Origin of the sequence: Streptomyces gamaensis (assembly GCF_042656465.1) — a bacterium.
GTDB lineage: Bacteria > Actinomycetota > Actinomycetes > Streptomycetales > Streptomycetaceae > Streptomyces > Streptomyces gamaensis.
The window spans coordinates 160,337-180,646 of record NZ_JBHSPB010000003.1 but is presented as its reverse complement, the minus strand read 5'-3'; the positions used below and the strand labels follow the sequence as shown (position 1 = coordinate 180,646).

The following is a 20,310-nucleotide window of genomic DNA, read 5'->3' as shown; positions in this document are numbered from 1 at the left end:
TCGTCGGCTCCCCGGGGCCCAGCGGGCCCGTCAGTCCGTGAACGCGTCGCGTACGGCTTCCTGCGCGCGCGTCCACCACACCGCCAGCGCGGACGAGGCCGGGAAGCCCGGGTCCGCGCGGTGGTCGCCGAGCTGGTAGCGCCAGCGCAGCATCCAGAAGTCGTTGAGCCGCTCCCACCACACCCGGTGCACGGCGGCGGCCAGTTCGTCCGGCCCGGCCCCGCTCGCGCGGCGGTAGGCGCGCGCGTAGGGACGTATCTTCGCCAGGTCCAGCGTGCCGTCGGGGCGCAGGAAGAAGATCACGGCAGCGCGGACCGCCTCCTCGGCGCGGGGCTGGACCCCGAGCCGGTCCCAGTCGACGATCGCGGCGGGCTCGCCGCCCCGGTAGAGCAGGTTGAGCGGGTGGAAGTCGCCGTGCACCCAGCCGCGCGCGGGCGCCGCGGCCGGGCGCCGGTCGGCGTGCTCCTCCAGCAGCGCGCGGCGCTCGACGAGCCGGTGCTCGGCCAGTTCGTCGAAGCAGTCGCGGGGGCGGCCGCGCAGCAGGGCCAGGAGCTCGTCGATGAGGGCGTAGGTGTCCTGCGGGTCGGCCGCGGCGTCGCAGCCCGCCGACGGGCCGTCCCGGCCGTCCTCGCCGTACCGTTCCGGCACCTCCTGACGGCAGACCTGCTCCAGGCAGGTGTGGACGTGCCCCAGCAGGGCGCCCAGCCGGCGCGACTGGGCGCGGGTCAGCTCGCGGCCGTCGCGGTGCCGGCCCTCGATCCACGGGTGCAGGGCGTAGCAGCGGCCGCCCAGAACGGTGACGGTGGCGCCCTCGGCGTCGGCGACGGGCGGGGCCACCGGCAGGCCGAGCGCGGCGAGCCGGCGGGTGACGGCGTGCTGGCGGGCGATCGCGGCGACGTCGCCGTCGAGGTGGTGCTTGAGGAAGAAGCGGCCGCGCGTGGTGGCCAGCCGGTAGCCCCGGTTGAGCAGGCCCTCCGTCAACGGCTCGCAGGACAGGGGCTCTCCGACGTCTCCGTAGCGGCGCAGCAGCGTGTGCAGGGTGCTCGGGTCCGGCTCGTCCGGTGTGCCGGGGCCGCGCTGCTCGTGCGCGGTGTGCGCCCCGTGCGTGCCCCGGTCCGCTCTGCCGTTCGTGCCAAGTCCGCTGTGTCCGTGGGCAATGAGCGGGAGAGCGGTGGTGACAAGTGAGCGCGGCACGCGCCAAATGTTAGATCACGCTGAGTGCGCGACCTGTCGCACGGGGACGCCGTCCAGGTGATGCAGGGTGCTGAACTGCGGTTCGATGAGCAGGTATTCGGCCTCGAAGGGGATGTCGTCGGCGGCGCGCGGCGTCGGCCCGAAGCGCTCCAGCTCCGCCGCCTCGGGAAGGAACAGCCGGGCGGTGCCCACGAATTGCACGGTCCACACGCGCTCCTCGCCCTCGCTCCGGCCGCTGAGGTTGTCGGCCCCGTAGGCGACGACGTTGCCGTCGCACGCGCGCGCGTAGCCGAAGCCGCCGTGCAGCCGCAGCATCACCTGGCGGCCACTGACGATGTGCCGGGCGCCCGTGACGAAGGGGAGCGCGTGCATGCTCAGCGAGAGCCTGCCGTAGGGCGTGCGGCCGAGCAGGTCGAGTGCGCGGTGGTCGACGGACCGGTCGGAACGCCTTGGAGGCACGGAGAGCATGGTCGCCATGCTGCCGCCCCGGCCCGGGTGTCCCTAGGGGCACCAGCCCTTTTGATCAGGGGTCGTTGGTCCTGAAGCCGACCTAACAACCGTAAACCGACTAATCGCGCTGTTTTGCTGTCCGGCCGCGCCCCTGCGGTGTCCCCGCGGTGTCTCTACCGTTTCTCCGCCTGCAGCCGGGCCACGTACGCCGCCGCCTGCGAGCGGCGCTCCATGCCGAGCTTGGACAGCAGGCTGGAGACGTAGTTCTTGATGGTCTTCTCGGCCAGGTGCAGCCGCTCGCCGATCGCGCGGTTGGTCAGCCCCTCGCCGATCAGGTCGAGGATGCGCCGCTCCTGGTCGGTCAGGCTCGCGAGCCGGTCGTCGCCCTTGGCGCGCCCGCCGTCGCGCAGCCGCTCCAGCACCCGGGCCGTCGCGACCGGGTCCAGCAGGGACTTCCCCGCCGCCACGTCGCGCACGGCGGTCAGCAACTCCTGGCCGCGGATCGCCTTGAGCACGTAACCCGAGGCCCCGGCCATGATCGCGTCGAAGAGCGCCTCGTCGTCGGCGAACGAGGTGAGCATCAGGCATTTGATGGACTCGTCCCGGGACCGGATTTCACGGCATACTTCGACTCCGCTGCCATCCGGAAGCCGAACGTCCAGAACGGCGACATCGGGCCGGGTGGCCGGAATGCGCACCAGGGCGTCCGCGGCCGTGCCCGCTTCCCCGACCACTTCGATGTCCTCCTCCACGGAGAGCATCTCGTGCACACCGCGGCGGACGACTTCATGGTCGTCCAGCAGAAATACCGTGATTTTTCCTTGTTCGCGCACACTGCCAGTCTCACACACCGACTCTTCCCCTGCTCTTGTCCGCCGGGATAACGTGCCGTCGTTCCGGCAGCCCGCACGGGCTGTGCTCACGAGGCCGTGGGCGGCGAGCGTGGCCCCGCTTTCTCAATTTACTTGGAAATCCAAGCAAAATTGCAGGTCAGCGGGGTTTCGCAGGAATGCGGCCCTGTGGGTAACGTGCTTATTGCAGGCCATTCGCCGGGGCGCCTGTCACGCCCGGTTCCGGCCTTGGCACACCCACCCCGTGTGCCGTCGGGGACGGGCGAGCCTCCCTGCGCCTCACGGCGGAGGGACCCCCTCTGGCCGCCGGCGACCCCGGGGGCCGGACAGACGGAGGAGCACACGTGACTGTGGACAGCACTGCCGCGCGCAAGCCGCGCCGCGGCAGCACCAAGCGCGCCGGCGCGAAGGCCCCGGCGACGCCGGGCGGGCCGGAGCTCGTACAGCTGTTGACGCCGGAGGGCGAGCGGGTCGGGCACCCCGACTACGCCATCGACCCGTCCCCGGAGGAACTGCGCGGTCTGTACCGGGACATGGTGCTGACCCGCCGCTTCGACGGCGAGGCCACGACGCTGCAGCGGCAGGGCGAACTCGGCCTGTGGGCCTCGCTGCTGGGCCAGGAGGCCGCGCAGATCGGCTCCGGCCGGGCCACCCGCCCCGACGACTACGTCTTCCCGACCTACCGCGAGCACGGCGTCGCCTGGTGCCGCGGGGTCGACCCCGTCAATCTCCTGGGCATGTTCCGCGGCGTCAACCACGGCGGCTGGGACCCCAACGAGAACAACTTCCACCTCTACACGATCGTCATCGGCTCGCAGGCGCTGCACGCGACCGGCTACGCGATGGGCGTGGCCAAGGACGGCGCGGACTCGGCCGTGATCGCCTACTTCGGCGACGGCGCCTCCAGCCAGGGCGACGTGGCCGAGGCGTTCACCTTCGCGTCCGTCTACAACGCGCCGGTGGTCTTCTTCTGCCAGAACAACCAGTGGGCCATCTCCGAGCCCACCGAGCGCCAGTCGCGCGTGCCGCTGTACCAGCGCGCGCAGGGCTACGGCTTCCCCGGCGTCCGGGTGGACGGCAACGACGTGCTGGCCTGCCTCGCGGTGACCCGGGCGGCGCTGGAGCGGGCCCGTACCGGCCAGGGCCCGGTGCTCATCGAGGCGTTCACCTACCGCATGGGCGCGCACACCACCTCCGACGACCCGACCCGCTACCGCAGCGACGAGGAGCGGGAGTTGTGGGAGGCCAAGGACCCGATCCTGCGGCTGCGCCGGCTGCTGGAGCGCGAGGGCCACGCGGACGAGGCGTTCTTCGCCGAGGTCGAGGCGGAGTCCGACGCGATGGCCAAGCGGGTGCGGGAGACGGTGCGTTCGATGCCCGACCCGGAGCCGATGGCCCTCTTCGAGCACATCTACGCCGACGGGCACGCGCTCGTCGACGAGGAGCGCGCCCAGTTCGCCGCCTACCAGGCCTCGTTCGCCGACCTGCCCGCCGAGGAGAGCAAGTAGTCATGACCGTCCAGAAGCTCTCCATCGTCAAGGCGATCAACGCCTCGCTGCGCACCGCGCTGGAGAACGACCCCAAGGTCCTCGTCATGGGCGAGGACGTCGGCCGGCTCGGCGGCGTCTTCCGCGTCACCGACGGGCTGCAGAAGGACTTCGGCGAGGACCGGGTCATCGACACCCCGCTCGCCGAGTCCGGCATCGTGGGCACCGCGATCGGGCTCGCGCTGCGCGGCTACCGGCCGGTCGTGGAGATCCAGTTCGACGGGTTCGTCTTCCCCGCCTACGACCAGATCGTCACCCAGCTCGCGAAGATGCACGCCCGCGCGCTCGGCAAGGTCAAGCTGCCGGTCGTCATCCGCATCCCCTACGGCGGCGCGATCGGCGCCGTCGAGCACCACAGCGAGTCCCCCGAGACGCTGTTCGCGCATGTCGCGGGCCTGAAGGTGGTCTCGCCCTCGAACGCCTCGGACGCCTACTGGATGCTCCAGCAGGCCATCCAGAGCGACGACCCGGTCATCTACTTCGAGCCCAAGCGCCGCTACCACGACAAGGGCGAGCTCGACACGGAGGCCATCCCCGGTCCGCTGCACACCGCCCGTACGGTGCGCGAGGGCACGGACCTGACGCTCGCCGCGTACGGGCCGATGGTCAAGACCTGTCTGCAGGCCGCCGCCGCGGCCGAGGAGGAGGGCAAGTCGCTGGAGGTGCTCGACCTGCGCTCGATGTCGCCCGTCGACTTCGACGGCATCCAGGCGTCGGTGGAGAAGACCCGCCGGCTCGTCGTCGTGCACGAGGCCCCGGTGTTCCTGGGCACGGGCGCCGAGATCGCCGCGAGGATCACCGAGCGCTGCTTCTACCACCTGGAGGCGCCGGTCCTGCGGGTCGGCGGCTACCACGCGCCGTACCCCCCGTCCCGGCTGGAGGACGAATACCTGCCCGGCCTGGACCGGGTGCTCGATGCCGTCGACCGCGCGCTGGCGTACTGAGGGGCTCACCGAAATGACTGTCCGCGAGTTCAAACTGCCCGACGTGGGCGAGGGCCTGACCGAGGCCGAGATCCTCAAGTGGTACGTCGCCGTCGGCGACACCGTCTCCGACGGGCAGGCGGTGTGCGAGGTCGAGACCGCCAAGGCCGCCGTCGAACTGCCCGTCCCCTTCGACGGGGTGGTCCGCGAGCTGCGCTACCCCGAGGGTGCGACCGTCGACGTCGGCGAGGTCATCATCGCCGTCGAGACGGCCTCGCCCGCCGGCGCGGCTGAGCCGGGCGCGCCCGCGTCCGCGCCTGCCTCCGAGGACGAGCCGGAGGGCCGGCAGGCCGTACTGGTGGGGTACGGGGCCGCGCCGTCGTCCACCAAGCGCCGCCCGCGCAAGGCGCAGCCGGCTCCGGCCGGCGCGCGCGGCGAGATGAACGGCCACGGCCCGGCGGCCGCACAGCCCGCCGCACCCGCCCCGGCGCCCGCGCCCGCCGCCGCGCCCGCCGTCCCCCACCCCGCCGGCCGTCCCCTGGCCAAGCCGCCCGTGCGCAAGCTCGCCAAGGACCTCGGGGTCGATCTGGCGAGCATCGCCCCCACCGGGGACGGCGGGACCGTCACCCGCGAGGACGTGCACGCCGCCGTCGCGGCGCGGACGGCGGCCGGTGCCGTGGCGGAGGCGGCACCGGCAACCCCCGCCGCGCCCGCGCCCGTTCCCGTGGCCGGCGAGGGCCGCCCGCGCGAGACGCGGATCCCGGTCAAGGGCGTGCGCAAGGCCACCGCGCAGGCGATGGTCGCGAGCGCCTTCACGGCCCCGCACGTCACGGAGTTCGTCACCGTCGACGTCACCCGCACCATGAAGCTCGTCCAGAAGCTCAAGGACGACCCGGACATGGCCGGGCTGCGCGTCAACCCGCTGCTGCTCGTCGCGAAGGCCCTGCTCGTCGCGGTCAAGCGGAACCCGGGCGTCAACGCCGCCTGGGACGAGGAGCGGCAGGAGATCGTCCTCAAGCACTACGTCAACCTCGGTATCGCCGCGGCGACCCCGCGCGGGCTGATCGTGCCGAACATCAAGGACGCCGACACCAAGACCCTCCCCGAGCTCTCGGCGGCGCTGAGCGGCCTGGTCGCCACCGCCCGCGAGGGGAGGACGGCGCCCGCCGACATGCAGGGCGGCACGATCACCATCACCAACGTCGGGGTCTTCGGCATCGACACCGGCACGCCCATCCTCAACCCCGGCGAGTCCGCGATCCTCGCCCTCGGCGCGATCAAGCTCCAGCCGTGGGTCCACAAGGGCAAGGTCAAGCCGCGTCACGTCACGACACTTGGGCTGTCCTTCGACCACCGCCTCGTCGACGGCGAACTCGGCTCGAAGCTGCTGGCCGACGTCGCGGCGGTCCTGGAGAACCCCCGGCGTCTGATCACCTGGGCCTGAGGGTACGGAGCGGAAAGCGGCAGGCCCGGACACGCCCCCTCCTCACCCCCCTCCAGCGAGGAGAGAAGCGGTGTCCGGGCCCGTCGCCATGCGGCAGAGCGGCCTCGGGCACCACCCTGGCAGGGGGTGGAATGGCCCGTGCTGGGCAATTTACTTAAGATTGACCGTCACTTGCAGTGCCGGTTTTGGAGGAACGGACGCGTGAGACGCGCGGACCGCGTGAACGCCCCACCGGACGGTGTCCCCGACGGCACCTCGCACGGCGAGTCCATCAGCCGGCTGCTGCGCGCCTGGCGCGCCCGCGTCGACGCCCGCACCGTCCCCGAACTGCGCTGGGCGCAGCCCCGTCCCGGCCCCCGCCTCTCCCAGGCGCACGTGGCGCGGCTCACCGGCGTGAGCGAGGGCTGGTACCGCGCGCTGGAGGCCGGGCGCCGCCAGGACTTCTCCGAGAGCTTCCTGCTGCGCGTCGCGGAGGCGCTGCGGCTGAGCGAGGCGGAGACCCTCACCCTCTTCCTCGCGGTGTGCGGCCGCCGCCCGCCCGCCGAACCGGCCGCCCCGCGCGAGGAGTTGCCCGCCGGCGTCAGGGCACTGCTCGCGCAGCAGGTCTCCTACCCCGCCTACCTCTCCGACGGCGCGTGGAACATCGTCGCCGCCAACACCCTCATGGGCGAGTGGTTCCCCTGGGTGCTGCGCCCAGGCGCGAACCTCATGCGCTGGACGCTGCTGCACCCGGAGGCACGCGAGCAGATGCTCGACTGGGAGGACAGCTCCGCACGCGTCTACCTGGCGATGCTGCGCGTCGCGAGCAACAGCGACCCCGCGAACACCGAACTGCGCTCCCTGGTGCGGGAGATCCTCGCGGCGGACGCGGACTGCCGCCGCATCTGGGAGCGCGAGTCCGACGTCGTCGAGCACCGCGACGGCGACGTCTTCCGGCTGCGGCTGCCGTACCACGGCAACGAGGAGGTCCGGGTGACCAGCCATGTGCTGCTCCCGATCCAACGCCCGGACCTGCGCTTCGTCTTCATCACGCCGTACGACGGCTGAGCGGGTGCCCGGGCGGGCGGCGGGCGTGTCCCGTACGACCACTGAGGGCGCCCGGCGCGGCGCCCGGACGTGCTCGCGTTGCGCTCGCCGCACTGCCTGCCGGCCGGTCCGGGGCCCGGCGCGTACCCGTCCGTATGGCGAGAAGCCCCTCGTCACGCATACGTGTTGTATCTAAGCTGTGCGCATGCCGACCGCTCCTCCCGTCACCGCCAAACGGCCCCCCGCCGCCGAACGCGTCTACGCGCACGTCAAGGACGGTGTCCTGCACCGCCGTTACGAGGGCGGAACGCTGCTCACCGAAGGCGGACTCGCCGAGGCCGTGGGCGTCTCCCGCACCCCCGTGCGCGAGGCCCTGCTGCGACTGGAGGCCGAGGGGCTGCTCAAGCTCTATCCGAAGAAGGGAGCCCTGGTGCTCGCCGTCTCCGCGCAGGAGATCGCGGACGTGGTCGAGACCCGGCTGCTGGTGGAGAAGCACGCGGTGGCCAAGGCCGTCCCCGCCCCGCCGCGCCTGCTGGCCCGCCTCGAAGGACTCCTCGACGACATGCGGCGGCAGGCGGCCGCCGGGGACCTCGCGGCCGTCTCGGTCAGCGACCGCGCCTTCCACGCCGAGATCGTCCGCAGCGCCGGCAATCTGATCCTCTCCCGGCTCTACGACCAGCTGCGCGACCGGCAGTTGCGCATGGGGGTCGCCGCCATGCACGCGCACCCGGACCGCATCGACAGAAACCACGCCGAGCACGCCGAGATCCTCGCGGCCCTGCGCGCGGGCGACGCGCAGCGGGCCGTGGACATCATCGACCAGCACATCTCCTGGGTGCGCAACCTCGCGCAGGGGGACGAGCGATGACCTCGCACGCCTCCTCGCGCCCCTGCGCGCTCCCCGGCGACCCGCCGGGCGGCACCCGCGCGATCGCCGTGTGGGGCCTGGGCGTCGCCGTCTACTTCGTCGCCATCGTCTTCCGTACGAGCCTGGGCGTGGCCGGCATCGACGCGGCCGAGCGCTTCCACATCAACGCCTCCGCCCTGTCCACCTTCTCCATACTCCAACTCCTGGTGTACGCCGGGATGCAGATACCCGTCGGCGTGATGGTCGACCGGCTCGGCACGAAGAAGGTGCTCGCGCTCGGCGTCGTGCTGTTCACCGCCGGGCAGTTCGTCTTCGCCTTCTCCCGCTCCTACGGCACGGCGCTGACCGGCCGCGCCCTCCTGGGCTGCGGGGACGCGATGACGTTCATCAGCGTGCTGCGGCTCGGCGCGCGCTGGTTCCCCGCCCGCCGGGGACCGATGATCGCGCAGATCGCGGCGCTGTTCGGGATGGCGGGCAACCTCGTCTCCACCGTCGTCCTGGCCCGGCTGCTGCACACCGAGGGCTGGACGCGGACCTTCGCGGGCAGCGCCGCGGCCGGAGTCCTCGTCCTCGTCCTGCTGCTCGCCTTCCTCAAGGACCACCCCAAGGGATACGAGCCCGCCCCCGGGCCCCCGCACTCCGGCGGCGGCTTCGTGCGCCGGCAGATCACCTCGGCCTGGCGGGAACCGGGCACCCGGCTGGGGCTGTGGGTGCACTTCACCACCCAGTTCCCGGCGATGGTCTTCCTGCTGCTGTGGGGCATGCCCTTCCTCGTCGAGGCGGAACGGCTGGACCGGGGCACGGCCGGCACGCTGCTGACCCTGATCGTGCTGTCGAACATGGCCGTCGGCCTCGTCTACGGGCAGATCATCGCCCGGCACCACGCGGCCCGGCTGCCGCTGGCCCTGGGCACGGTCGCGGCCACGGCCCTGGTCTGGGCGGCCGTCCTGGGCTGGCCCGGAGCCACCGCGCCGATGTGGCTGCTGGTGACCCAGTGCCTGGCGATGGGCGCATGCGGACCGGCCTCGATGATCGGCTTCGACTTCGCGCGCCCCGCGAACCCGCCCGAGCGTCAGGGCACCGCCTCCGGCATCGTCAACATGGGCGGTTTCATCGCCTCGATCACGACGTTGCTGGCGGTCGGTGTGCTGCTGGACGCGACGGGCGGCGACTACCGGCTCGCGCTGTGCTCGGTGTTCGTCCTCCAGGCACTCGGCCTGAGCCAGATCCTGCGCCTGCGCACCCGCGCCCAGCGCCGCGAGGAGGAGCGCGTCGTGGCCTCGCGCGTCGAGACCGTGCACTACCGCTCGGACAGCCCCGTGTGACGAGCCGACCGCACGGGCCCGCCGCCCCCTTCATCGGCGGAGGACGGCGGGCCCGAACGGTCGGCGCCCCTTACGGAGTGATCGCGAACTCCCGCAGGACCGCCGCCGCCAGCCGCTCGTCCCCCTCCACCTTGACCCGGTTCGCGACCGCCTCGGGCCGCACCCGCCCGCACGCGAGACGCGCGTACGTCTCCCAGTCCGTCGTGAACGTCACCGTCGGCCCCAGGGAGACACTGCCGTCGATGCTGCCCCGCCCCTGCGCGTCGACCCGCACGGTCCGCAGGAACTCCAGCGGCCCGTGCACGTCGAGGACGACCACCGAACCGGGCGGCGCCTCCGCGTGCTTGGCGATCACCTTCGGCAGCGCCTCCAGCAGGAAGTCCCGGGAGACCACGGCCGCCGGCGAGTCCAGGTTCCCCGGCACGCCCAGGGCACGCCGCAGGTCCTGCTCGTGCGTCCACACGTCGAAGGCCCGCACGGTCAGGGAGCGGGCGAGCGGCTGCTCGTTGCCGGTGCCGAGCGGCCAGCGGACGGGGGTGCGCGGGTCACGGTGCTCGCCGCGCAGCTGCCGGGAGCGCCGGATGATCGTCAGCTCCAGCTCGGAGACCATCTCCAGCGCGGTGTGGCAGCGGCGCACATCGACCTGCACCTCGATGTAGCGGGAGAACTCGTCGGTGACGTGGTAGAGATCGCGCGGCAGCGCGTGGATGGGCCGCGGCTCGCCCAGCATCTCGCTCTCGACCCCGATGATGTGGGAGACGACGTCGCGCACGGACCAGCCGGGGCACTCCGTGGGCCGGTTCCAGTCCGCCTCGGTGAGCGGCCTGACCAACTCGTGGACGGATTCGACGGATTGGGTCCAGGCATCGATGGTGGGCTGCAGGCTTGGGTGAACGGTCACGGGACCCCTCGGCGGTGCGTGCGTGGACGGGCTGCTTCAGGCGGCGCGGATACGGCCGCGTACGGCCGGTGCGCGCGGGAGCGAAGTGCTGTGACGGTGCTGTGCAGTTAAGTTACGCTGCGCGCGGGTGCCCTGACAGCGCTTTCGGGTTGACGGAGACCCGACGAGGACGAGCGCGCGACGGGCCGCCGGTGTTTCGGACGAGGGGAATGGTGGTAGCGGTGCGCGTCTCTCTGCTCCAGATCGCGGTGGACCCCGACGAGCCGGTGGCCGCGCGCCGGGAGCGCGCGGCGGCGCTCGTGCGCACCCGGCACGCCGACGACCTGGTGGTGCTGCCCGAGCTGTGGCACGTCGGGGCGTTCGCCTTCGACTCCTTCGCGCCCGCCGCCGAAGCACTGGACGGCCCCACGGCCCAGGCCATGTCCGAGGCCGCCCGCGAGGCGCGGGTCTGGCTGCACGCCGGCTCGATCGCCGAACGCGGCGCCGACGGCGGCCTGTTCAACACCTCGCTCGTCTTCGACCCCGACGGCCGACTGGTCCGCACCTACCGCAAGATCCACCGCTTCGGCTTCGACAAGGGCGAGGCCGTGCTGATGGACGCGGGCAGTGAGATCGTCACCGTGCCGCTGCCGGAGACCGTCCTGGGCCTGGCCACCTGCTACGACCTGCGCTTCCCCGAACTGTTCCGGGCCCTGGTCGACGCCGGCGCCCAGACGCTCGTCGTCCCCGCCGGCTGGCCCGAGCGCCGCCGCGCCCACTGGACGCTGCTGGCCCGCGCCCGCGCCGTGGAGAACCAGTGCTACCTCCTCGCGTGCGGCACCGCCGGCACCCACGCGGGCGTCCCCCAGGCCGGCCACAGCATCATCGTCGACCCCTGGGGCGAAACCGTCGCCGAGGCCGGTCCTGGCGAGCAGATACTGACCGCCGAACTGGACCCGGAGCGCGTGACGAAGACCCGCGAGGAGTTCCCGGCTCTGAAGGACCGGGTCCTGGGCCGCTGACCTGCTCCTAGCGGACCCGCGCAACACTCCGGTCGCCCCGCGTTCATCGCGCGATGGCACCCTGGGGCCATGAACGCCACTTCGCCCGTGCCTCGTCGTCCCCGTGTCCGTGCCCCCGAACTGTCCGGCAAGGGTGGATGGATCAACACCGGTGGCAAGGATCTGAAGCTTGCCGATTTTCGAGGTCGCACGCTGATCCTCGACTTTTGGACGTTCTGCTGTGTCAACTGCCTCCACGTCCTCGACGAGCTGCGGGAGCTGGAGGACAAGCACCGCGACACCGTCGTGATCGTCGGCGTGCACTCGCCGAAGTTCGCGCACGAGGCCGACCACCGGGCGGTCGTCGACGCCGTCGAGCGCTACGGGGTGCACCACCCCGTCCTGGACGACCCGGAGCTGGCCACGTGGAAGCAGTACGCGGTGCGGGCCTGGCCCACGCTCGTCGTGATCGACCCCGAGGGCTATGTCGTCGCGCAGCACGCCGGTGAGGGCCACGCGCACGCCCTGGAGACGCTCGTGGCCGAACTGGAGGCCGAGCACGCGGCCAAGGGGACGCTGCGGCGCGGGGAGGGGCCGTATGTGCCGCCGGAGCCGGAGGCCGGTGATCTGCGCTTCCCGGGGAAGGCGCTGCTGCTGCCGTCCGGGAACTTCCTGGTCTCCGACTCGACGCGGCACCAGCTCGTCGAGCTGGCCGCCGACGGCGAGAGCGTGGTGCGCAGGATCGGTACGGGGGAGCGCGGTTTCACCGACAGTCCGGTGCGGTTCAGCGAGCCGCAGGGGCTCGCGGTGCTCCCGGACGGGCGGGTCGCGGTCGCGGACACCGTCAACCACGCGCTGCGCGCGTACGACCCGCAGACCGGTGAGGTCACCACGCTCGCCGGGACCGGCCGCCAGTGGATGCAGGGGCAGCCGGTCTCCGGGCCCGCGCGGGAGGTGTCGCTGTCCTCGCCCTGGGACGTGGCCTGGTTCGCGGACCGGCTGTGGATCGCCATGGCGGGAGTGCACCAGCTGTGGACGTACGACCCGGAGAGCCGGACCGTCACGGTCGCGGCGGGCACGACCAACGAGGGCCTGGTCGACGGCCCGGCGGAGCAGGCGTGGTTCGCGCAGCCGTCCGGACTGGCGGCGGCCGGGGAGCGGCTGTGGATCGCCGACTCGGAGACCAGCGCGCTGCGTTGGGCCGAGCGTGACGGTCAGGGTTTCGTGGTGCGTACGGCCGTCGGCACCGGGCTGTTCGACTTCGGGCACCGTGACGGGGCCGCAGGGCAGGCCCTTCTCCAGCACCCTCTCGGGGTGACCGCCCTGCCGGACGGTTCGGTCGCGGTGTGCGACACCTACAACCACGCGCTGCGCCGCTACGACCCGGCGGCGGACGAGGTGACCACGCTCGCCACGGATCTGCGGGAGCCGTCGGCCGCCGTCCGCGCCGGTGAGGACATCGTGGTCGTGGAGTCCGCCCGGCACCGGCTGACCCGGCTGCGGCTGCCGGAGGAGGCCGTCCGCGTGGAGTCGGTGGCCCACCGTACGCAGCGGCAGGCGACGGAGGTGGCCCCGGGCCGGCTCCGCCTGGACGTGGTCTTCCAGGCCCCGGCCGGCCAGAAGCTCGACACCAGGTACGGCCCCTCGACGCGGCTGCTCGTCAGCTCCACCCCGCCGGAGCTCCTCGCGGAGGGCGCGGGCGCGGGTACGGACCTGACCCGCGAACTCGTCCTGGCGGACGGGGTGTCGGAGGGGGTCCTGCATGTGTCGGCGATGGCGGCGTCCTGCGACGACGACCCGGAGAACCCCTATCCGGCGTGCCATGTGCACCAGCAGGACTGGGGTGTTCCGGTCCGGGTGACGCCGGGCGGCGCGGGCCGGCTGCCGCTGGTGCTGGCGGGTCTGGACGAGCGGTCCGGCTGACGCCGGGAGACAGGGGCCGGGTCGGCAGGCCCTGCCCGCAGCACGCGGCGCGGTACCGCCGGCCGCTTCCGGGGCCCCGGCCGGTACGCCGGGTCCGCCCCGCGGTCGACCTCCCTGCCCGGTCACCACTTCAGCGCGTCCCGTTCCCCCTTCTGCCAGTACGTCGTGCGCGCCGAGTCGTCCACCGTCAGCTCGCCGCCCGGGAGCGGGACGTCCGCCGGGTCGCCGGCGCTGCCCCCGCCGGAGGGGGCCTGGAAGGAGACGGCGAGCCTCTTCGCCTTGCGGGGGTTGGCGCCCTTGCCGTCGGCGGCGGCCGGGGCGACGGCGGCGTACGCGGAGGCGCCGGGGGTCAGGGTGACGGTGTCCCTGGGCCTGCTGGCGTCGAGGGCGACGCCGCTGGCCTGGTCCTGGTCGAAGCGGACGAAGGGGTAACCGTAGGCCCTGCAGGGCTTCTTGGCGGTGTTGGTGGCGACGACCAGCAGCTGTCCCGCGTGTGCCGTCGCGGGCTTGGCCTGCACCCTGACCTCGGCCGGGGTGCACGCGTCGCCCTTGTCCTCGGCCTTGGCGTCACCGCCCTCGTCGCCCTCGTCGGTGGCGGGCTCGTCGGCGGTGCCGGCGGCGGCCTCGGTGTCCTGGCCTGCGGACCGCGAACCGCCCCCGCTGCCACAGGCGGTCAGGGCGAGGGCGGTGACGGCGACGGTCGCGGCGGCGCGGGCGGCGAGCCGCACGGTACGGGTACGGGTCATGGTGCGTCCCCTGACGGGAAGTGGTCCGGTCGGTACGCCAGGATCATCCCGTAGCCCGTGGCGGCAAGGCCAACAGCCTTGCCGCACAGGGAACATCGCCGCCTGAAAGGCCGTGTGCCGGCGGCGGAGGCGGTCAGTCCTCCAGGAACGCGGTCAGCGCGGCCGCCAGCAGGAACGGGTCGTCCGCGCCGCACAGCTCGCGCGCGGAGTGCATCGACAGGCACGCGACACCGATGTCGACGGTGGTGATGCCGTGCCGGGCCGCGGTGATCGGCCCGATGGTGGTGCCGCAGGGCATCGCGTTGTTGGACACGAAGTTCTGCCACGGCACGCCCGCCCGCTCGCACGCGGAGGCGAAGACGGCCCGTCCGTGCCCGTCGGTGGCGTACCGCTGGTTGACGTTGACCTTGAGGATGGGGCCGCCGTTGGGCAGCGGCTGGTGTCCGGGGTCGTGCCGCTCGGCGTAGTTGGGGTGCACGGCGTGCCCGGTGTCGGAGGACAGGCACACGGTTCCGGCGAAGGCGCGGGCCCGGTCCTCGTACGTACCGCCGCGGGCGAAGACGGATCGTTCCAGCACGGTGCCCAGCAGCGGGCCCTCGGCACCGGTGTCGGACTGGCTGCCGTTCTCCTCGTGGTCGAAGGCGGCGAGGACGGGGATGTGCGCGAGCTGCTCCCCGGTGGTCGCGGCGGTGAGCGCGGCGAGTCCGGCGTGCACGGACAGCAGGTTGTCCATGCGCGGCCCGGCGAGGAGTTCGCGGTCGCGGCCGAGGTAGGCGGGCGGCTCCACGCTGTGGACCATCAGGTCCCAGCCGATGACGGCGTCGGCGGCCAGCCCGGCCTCGTCGGCGACGAAGCGGATCAGATCGCCCTCGGCGACCTTGCCGAGCCCCCACACGGGGGTCATGTGCTTCTGCTTGTCGAGCTTGAGTCCGTCGGTGTTGACGGAGCGGTCGAGGTGGACGGCGAGCTGGGGCACGCGCAGCAGCGGCCGGTCGATATTGACCAGGTGCTGGCTGCTGTCGCGCAGCGTGAGCCGCCCGGAGAGGCCGAGGTCGCGGTCGAGCCAGGTGTTGAGCAGGGTGCCGCCGTAGAGCTCGACGGCGATCTGCCGCCAGCCGTGGGCGCCGGTGTCGGGCAGCGGCTTGACGCGCAGGTTGGGGGAGTCGGTGTGGGCGCCGACGATACGGAAGGGGGTGGCCGGGGTCGCGCCCTCGGGCACGTACCAGGCGATGATCGCGCCGCCGCGCAGTACGTACTTGCCGCCGGCCGACGCGTCCCACGCGTCGGTCTCCGTGAGCCGGGTGAAGCCCGCTTTCTCCAGCCGCTCGGCGGCGTTCGCCACCGCGTGGTAGGGCGAGGGGCTCGCGGCGAGATAGGTCATGAGATCGTCGGTGTGGCCGCGGTCGAAGCGGTGCGCAGGGCTCATGGCCCTCAAGGATAAGGACCGGGACAGGGGAAGGGCCCGCTCCCCGGGAAGAGGAACGGGCCCGTGCGGTGTGCGTCACCCCACGCGCACAACCGGCCTGAGGCTTTCCGGAAGGCTTCTAGAAAGCGGCTTCGTCCAGCTCCATCAGGGAGTTGTCGACGGACTCGGCGACGGCGCGCTCGACGGAGACGCCCGGGAGCACGTTCGCGGCGAAGAACTTCGCGGCCGCGATCTTGCCGGTGTAGAAGGGCTTGTCCTTGGCGGAGGCGTCGGTGAGCCTGTCGGCGGCGACGGCCGCGCCGCGCAGCAGCAGGTAGCCGATGATGACGTCGCCGGAGGCGAGCAGCAGGCGGGTGGTGTTGAGCCCGACCTTGTAGATCTCCTTGACGTCCTTCTCGGTGGCGGCGAGGTGGGTCAGCATCGTGCCGACGATCGCCTCCAGTTCGCCGGCGGCCTTGGCCAGCGCGTCGCGGGCGGCGGCGAGTTCCGCGCCGCCGGGGGCCTCCGCGAGGAACTTCTTGATCTCCTCGGAGACCGTGGTGAGCGCCTGCCCCTGGTCGCGGACGATCTTGCGGAAGAAGAAGTCCTGGCCCTGGATGGCGGTGGTGCCCTCGTAGAGGGTGTCGATCTTCGCGTCGCGGATGTACTGCTCGACCGGGTACTCCTGCAGATAGCCGGAGCCGCCGAAGGTCTGCAGCGACTGGGCCAGCTGCTCGTAGGACTTCTCCGAGCCGTAGCCCTTGACGATGGGCAGGAGCAGGTCGTTGACGCCGTGCAGCGCCTTGGCGTCCTCGCCCGCGGCCTCCTTGACCATGATGTCGTCCTGGACGGCGGCGGTGTACAGCACGAGGGCGCGCATGCCCTCCGCGTACGCCTTCTGCGTCATCAGGGAGCGGCGCACGTCGGGGTGGTGGGTGATGGTGACCTTGGGCGCGGTCTTGTCCATGAAGTTCGCGAGGTCCGGGCCCTGCACGCGCTCCTTGGCGTACTCCAGCGCGTTGAGGTAGCCGGTGGAGAGGGTGGCGATGGCCTTCGTGCCGACCATCATCCGCGCGAACTCGATGATCATGAACATCTGGCGGATGCCGTCGTGCTTGTCGCCGATGAGCCAGCCCTTGGCGGGGTGCTTCTCGCCGAAGGTCATCTCGCAGGTGTTGGACGCCTTCAGGCCCATCTTGTGCTCGACGTTGGTGGCGTAGACGCCGTTGCGCTCGCCCAGTTCGCCGGTCTCGACGTCGAACTCGTACTTCGGGACGAGGAAGAGGGACAGGCCCTTGGTGCCGGGGCCGGCGCCCTCGGGGCGGGCGAGCACGTAGTGCAGGATGTTCTCGGCCATGTCGTGCTCACCGGAGGTGATGAAGCGCTTCACGCCCTCGATGTGCCAGGAGCCGTCCTCCTGCTGGACCGCCCTGGTGCGGCCGGCGCCGACGTCCGACCCGGCGTCGGGCTCGGTGAGCACCATCGTGGAGCCCCACCGCTTCTCCACGGCGATCTTCGCGATGTGCTTCTGCTGCTCGGTGCCCTCCTGGAAGAGGATGCCCGCGAAGGCGGGGCCCGAGGCGTACATCCAGATCGCGGGGTTGGAGCCGAGGATCGCCTCCGCGTAGGCCCAGATCAGCGAGCGCGGCGCGGTGGTGCCGCCGATCTCCTGCGGAATGCCCAGGCGCCACCACTCGGCGTCCATGTAGGCGCTGTAGCTCTTCTTGAACGAGTCGGGGACCGGCGCGGTGCTGGTCTCCGGGTCGAAGACCGGCGGGTTGCGGTCGGCGTCGGTGAAGGACGCGGCCAGCTCGTTCTCGGAGAGGCGGGTGATCTCGGCCAGTACGTCCTTGGCGGTCTCGACGTCCATCTCCTCGAAGAGGCCGGTGCCGTAGAGCTTGTCACGGCCGAGAACCTCGAAGAGATTGAACTCGATGTCGCGGAGATTCGACTTGTAGTGGCCCATGGCTGACGGCTCCGTATGGCTAGTTCGAAGGGCTGGTTCAACACGTTCGTACCGAGCAGTAGCTTTCATGATGCTACCCGTCGGTAATAAGGCACAAGCCCTGAGCGGCAAACTGTGACTGGTTACGCTTTGGCCCATGTACGGCTACGACCAGAACGCGGGCGCGCAGGGCTACGCGCCGCCGCAGCAGCCCACCGGCTACGGCGAGCAGCCGCTCTATCCCGAGCCGTCCCCGCCGTCGCTCGCCGACGCGGTGCGGGCCTTCACCACGGGTTCGATGTCCGCCGAGGACTTCCAGGCCGTCTTCGCGGGCTCCAAGGTCTACTGCCCGCGCGGGGACAACCCCGGCTTCCTCGCCCTGCACAACACCCAGCAGCCGGTGATCCCGATGTTCACCTCGCTCAAGGAGCTGCGCCGGTACGCGGGCAAGGAGTCCAAGTACTTCGTCATCACGGGTGCCGAGGTGCTCGACCTGCTGCCCACCGGCTACGGCTTCGTGATCGACATGGAGGGCGAGCACCGGATGGTCTTCGACGCCAAGGCGGTCGAGCAGATGGTGGACTTCACGATGCGCCGCATGTACGGCTGACGTACCGGACTTCCGGCGGAGCGCTCAGGAGACGGCCCGCCGGTAGAGCGCCTCGATGTCGTCCCCGAAGTACGAGCTGTACGAGGTCTCGTCGTCGCCGCCCTCGTCGCGGCCGCCGATCACGCCGTTGACGGTGCCGAGCCCGGTGGCCGGGTCGACGTCGGTGAGGACCGGGCTGCCGCTGGTGCCGTTGGGCATGTCCCGGCAGTCGAAGCGCAGTTGGGCGGGGCCGGAGGTGTCGGTGGTGTTCTGGCAGTCGACGGGCCGTTCGCTGTCGGAGGGGTAGCCGAGGACGCGGGCCGGGCGGTGCGCCTGGGGGTGGAAGGCGAGGCGCTGGGCGCCGGTGACGTGCTCGACGGGCGTGCGGGTGGTGCCCTGGGGGTCCTCGTCGGCCCGGCGGACCCGCAGGAAGGCCACGTCGTGGTCCTCGTCCCGGTCCGCGGTCCAGGACGGGTCGACGTCGATGGCGGTGGGCACCCAGACTCCGTACGGCGCCTGCCCGTCGTGGTAGCCGGGCGCGAAGGCGATGTCCGTACGGAAGCCGTCCTGGTAGACGCAGTGCGCGGCGGTGATCAGCAGATCGCCCCGGGGGCTGTGCACGACGCTCGCGGTACAGCTGTGGCCGGGCTCGCCCTGGCCCGTGTAGAACAGCGGGCCGACCGCGGGCGAGGGGGAAGTCTCCCGCGCCTGGAGGGGGACCGAGGCCGGCAGCGGGTCGACGGCGGTGACCTCGGTACGGGCGCCGTCCGGGCCGGAGACGGCCGGCGGGGCGCCGCCGGGCAGGGTGTGCGCCCGCGGTGAGGGCGGCGGGGTGGTCAGGGTCCCGCGCAGCGCCCGCGCGCTCTCGTCGGCGCGGTCGGCGGGCTCGGTGTAGTGCCCGGAGCCGTCCCCGTCGGCGACGGGCCCTTTGCCCGGGAGGCCGCCCGTGGCCACGACGAAGCCGACGGCGGCCAGGGCCAGGACCGCCGCGACGGCGGCGGAGTAGGTGGCGGCGGTGCTGCCGGGCACTTTGAGGCGCATGTGGGCCAGTGTCCACGGTCGGCGGGGGTGCGCATGTCGGTGCCCCCGCTCCCGGGACGGTTCGTGACGGGATCCGTACACGCGGGAGCCCGTGCGCCCCGCCGGGGAATGGCGCGCCCTTGTTGGTTGTTCATCCTTCAACTAATGTGGAGGCGTAGACCGAGGAGGCCGCCATGCCCGCTGTGACCGTCGAGAACCCGCTGACCCTGCCCCGCGTCGCCGCCCCGGCGACCGGCCGGCAGCGCCCGGTGCTGCACGTCGGCACCGCCCCGTCCGGCTTCGAGGGTGAGGGCTTCCCGGTGCGCCGCGCGTTCGCGGGGATCAACTACCGCTACCTCGACCCGTTCATCATGATGGACCAAATGGGTGAGGTGGAGTACGCGCCGGGCGAGCCGAAAGGGACCCCCTGGCACCCCCACCGCGGCTTCGAGACCGTCACCTACATCATCGACGGCACCATGAACCACCGGGACTCGCACGGCGGGGGCGGCACCATCTCCGACGGCGACACCCAGTGGATGACCGCCGGTTCCGGGCTGCTGCACATCGAGGCGCCGCCGGAGTCGCTGGTGATGACGGGCGGGCTCTTCCACGGGCTCCAGCTGTGGGTCAACCTGCCCCAGCGGGACAAGATGATGGCCCCGCGCTACCAGGACATCGGCCACGGCCGCGTCAAGCTGCTGACGTCGGCGGACGGCGGCGCGCTGCTGCGGCTGATCGCCGGCGAGATCGACGGCCACCAGGGCCCCGGGATCACCCACACCCCGATCACCATGCTGCACGTCTCGCTCAACCCCGGGGCGGAGCTGACGCTGCCCTGGCGGGCGGACTTCAACGGCCTGGCGTACGCGCTGGCCGGGCGCGGCGCGGCGGGCGCGGAAGGGCGCCCGTTCCGCACCGGTCAGGCGGTCGTCTTCGGCGACGGGGACGCGCTGACGCTGCGGGCGGACGCCACCCAGGAGTCCCGCAGCCCGAACTTCGAGGTCGTGCTGCTGGGCGGGCTGCCGATCCGGGAGCCGATGCAGCACTACGGGCCGTTCGTGATGAACACCCGAGAGGAACTGGCCCAGGCCTTCGAGGACTTCAAGGCGGGCCGCCTCGGCACGGTCCCGGCGGACGCGGCCTGAACGACGGCCCCCCGGGCCTTGCGTG

At 72.2% G+C, this 20,310-nt stretch carries 18 protein-coding genes; 10 read left to right on the top strand and 8 right to left on the bottom strand.

Annotated features, from left to right (window positions below; genetic code table 11):
* Positions 1-30 precede the first annotated feature (30 nt).
* The 3 genes from ACFP1Z_RS05735 to ACFP1Z_RS05725 all read right to left on the bottom strand — a co-directional run bounded on the left by ACFP1Z_RS05735 (position 31) and on the right by ACFP1Z_RS05725 (position 2,477).
* Positions 31-1,038, bottom strand: coding sequence for a phosphotransferase (locus tag ACFP1Z_RS05735; protein ID WP_390315055.1), 1,008 nt, complete (start codon positions 1,036-1,038; stop codon positions 31-33).
* Positions 1,039-1,209: 171 nt separating this feature from the next.
* Positions 1,210-1,662: a pyridoxamine 5'-phosphate oxidase family protein gene (locus ACFP1Z_RS05730; RefSeq protein ID WP_390314785.1), complete on the bottom strand. Its 453-nt coding sequence runs from the start codon at positions 1,660-1,662 to the stop codon at positions 1,210-1,212.
* Positions 1,663-1,817: 155 nt separating this feature from the next.
* Positions 1,818-2,477: a response regulator gene (locus tag ACFP1Z_RS05725; protein WP_390314784.1), complete on the bottom strand. Its 660-nt coding sequence runs from the start codon at positions 2,475-2,477 to the stop codon at positions 1,818-1,820.
* Between the two features lie 362 nt (positions 2,478-2,839).
* Here ACFP1Z_RS05725 and pdhA point away from each other — a divergent pair, with 362 nt between their 5' ends.
* The 6 genes from pdhA to ACFP1Z_RS05695 all read left to right on the top strand — a co-directional run bounded on the left by pdhA (position 2,840) and on the right by ACFP1Z_RS05695 (position 9,628).
* Positions 2,840-4,003 (top strand): pyruvate dehydrogenase (acetyl-transferring) E1 component subunit alpha, encoded by a 1,164-nt coding sequence (gene pdhA, locus ACFP1Z_RS05720; RefSeq protein WP_390314783.1) that lies wholly within the window; start codon positions 2,840-2,842, stop codon positions 4,001-4,003.
* A 2-nt stretch (positions 4,004-4,005) separates the two neighbouring features.
* Positions 4,006-4,986 carry an alpha-ketoacid dehydrogenase subunit beta gene (locus ACFP1Z_RS05715; protein ID WP_390314782.1) on the top strand — a complete coding sequence of 327 codons (981 nt, stop codon included), beginning with the start codon at positions 4,006-4,008 and terminating at the stop codon, positions 4,984-4,986.
* Positions 4,987-4,999: 13 nt separating this feature from the next.
* Positions 5,000-6,409: a dihydrolipoamide acetyltransferase family protein gene (locus ACFP1Z_RS05710; protein WP_390314781.1), complete on the top strand. Its 1,410-nt coding sequence runs from the start codon at positions 5,000-5,002 to the stop codon at positions 6,407-6,409.
* Positions 6,410-6,610: 201 nt separating this feature from the next.
* A complete protein-coding gene (locus ACFP1Z_RS05705; protein WP_390314780.1) occupies positions 6,611-7,456 on the top strand; it encodes a helix-turn-helix transcriptional regulator in 846 nt (281 codons plus the stop codon).
* Positions 7,457-7,640: 184 nt separating this feature from the next.
* Complete coding sequence (locus ACFP1Z_RS05700; RefSeq protein WP_390314779.1) at positions 7,641-8,303, top strand: GntR family transcriptional regulator; 663 nt, start codon at positions 7,641-7,643, stop codon at positions 8,301-8,303.
* Complete coding sequence (locus ACFP1Z_RS05695) at positions 8,300-9,628, top strand: MFS transporter (protein WP_390314778.1); 1,329 nt, start codon at positions 8,300-8,302, stop codon at positions 9,626-9,628. Before ACFP1Z_RS05700 ends, ACFP1Z_RS05695 begins: the two co-directional genes overlap by 4 nt.
* Positions 9,629-9,698: 70 nt before the next feature.
* On the opposite strand, the gene ACFP1Z_RS05690 is transcribed toward ACFP1Z_RS05695, so the two are convergent.
* Positions 9,699-10,529 carry a maleylpyruvate isomerase family mycothiol-dependent enzyme gene (locus ACFP1Z_RS05690; protein WP_390314777.1) on the bottom strand — a complete coding sequence of 277 codons (831 nt, stop codon included), beginning with the start codon at positions 10,527-10,529 and terminating at the stop codon, positions 9,699-9,701.
* A 221-nt stretch (positions 10,530-10,750) separates the two neighbouring features.
* Between ACFP1Z_RS05690 and ACFP1Z_RS05685 the strand changes: the two genes are divergently transcribed.
* Together ACFP1Z_RS05685 and ACFP1Z_RS05680 are read left to right on the top strand one after the other, a co-directional pair.
* Positions 10,751-11,530 carry a carbon-nitrogen family hydrolase gene (locus tag ACFP1Z_RS05685; RefSeq protein WP_390314776.1) on the top strand — a complete coding sequence of 260 codons (780 nt, stop codon included), beginning with the start codon at positions 10,751-10,753 and terminating at the stop codon, positions 11,528-11,530.
* A gap of 87 nt (positions 11,531-11,617) precedes the next feature.
* Positions 11,618-13,432: an NHL domain-containing thioredoxin family protein gene (locus ACFP1Z_RS05680; protein ID WP_390315054.1), complete on the top strand. Its 1,815-nt coding sequence runs from the start codon at positions 11,618-11,620 to the stop codon at positions 13,430-13,432.
* A gap of 122 nt (positions 13,433-13,554) precedes the next feature.
* Here ACFP1Z_RS05680 and ACFP1Z_RS05675 read toward each other — a convergent pair whose 3' ends face one another.
* From ACFP1Z_RS05675 to ACFP1Z_RS05665, 3 genes are all read right to left on the bottom strand, one after another.
* Positions 13,555-14,178 carry a DUF4232 domain-containing protein gene (locus ACFP1Z_RS05675; protein ID WP_390314775.1) on the bottom strand — a complete coding sequence of 208 codons (624 nt, stop codon included), beginning with the start codon at positions 14,176-14,178 and terminating at the stop codon, positions 13,555-13,557.
* A 133-nt stretch (positions 14,179-14,311) separates the two neighbouring features.
* On the bottom strand, positions 14,312-15,604 hold the full coding sequence (locus ACFP1Z_RS05670) for a M18 family aminopeptidase (RefSeq protein ID WP_390314774.1): 1,293 nt from the start codon (positions 15,602-15,604) through the stop codon (positions 14,312-14,314).
* A gap of 118 nt (positions 15,605-15,722) precedes the next feature.
* Positions 15,723-17,549 carry an acyl-CoA dehydrogenase gene (locus tag ACFP1Z_RS05665; RefSeq protein WP_390314773.1) on the bottom strand — a complete coding sequence of 609 codons (1,827 nt, stop codon included), beginning with the start codon at positions 17,547-17,549 and terminating at the stop codon, positions 15,723-15,725.
* Positions 17,550-17,685: 136 nt separating this feature from the next.
* On the opposite strand from ACFP1Z_RS05665, the gene ACFP1Z_RS05660 reads away from it, so the two are divergent.
* Complete coding sequence (locus ACFP1Z_RS05660; RefSeq protein WP_390314772.1) at positions 17,686-18,138, top strand: SseB family protein; 453 nt, start codon at positions 17,686-17,688, stop codon at positions 18,136-18,138.
* A gap of 24 nt (positions 18,139-18,162) precedes the next feature.
* Here the strand turns inward: ACFP1Z_RS05660 and ACFP1Z_RS05655 are convergent, their stop codons facing one another.
* Complete coding sequence (locus ACFP1Z_RS05655) at positions 18,163-19,158, bottom strand: trypsin-like serine peptidase (RefSeq protein ID WP_390314771.1); 996 nt, start codon at positions 19,156-19,158, stop codon at positions 18,163-18,165.
* Between the two features lie 173 nt (positions 19,159-19,331).
* On the opposite strand from ACFP1Z_RS05655, the gene ACFP1Z_RS05650 reads away from it, so the two are divergent.
* Positions 19,332-20,285 (top strand): pirin family protein, encoded by a 954-nt coding sequence (locus ACFP1Z_RS05650; protein WP_390314770.1) that lies wholly within the window; start codon positions 19,332-19,334, stop codon positions 20,283-20,285.
* Positions 20,286-20,310: the final 25 nt, after the last annotated feature.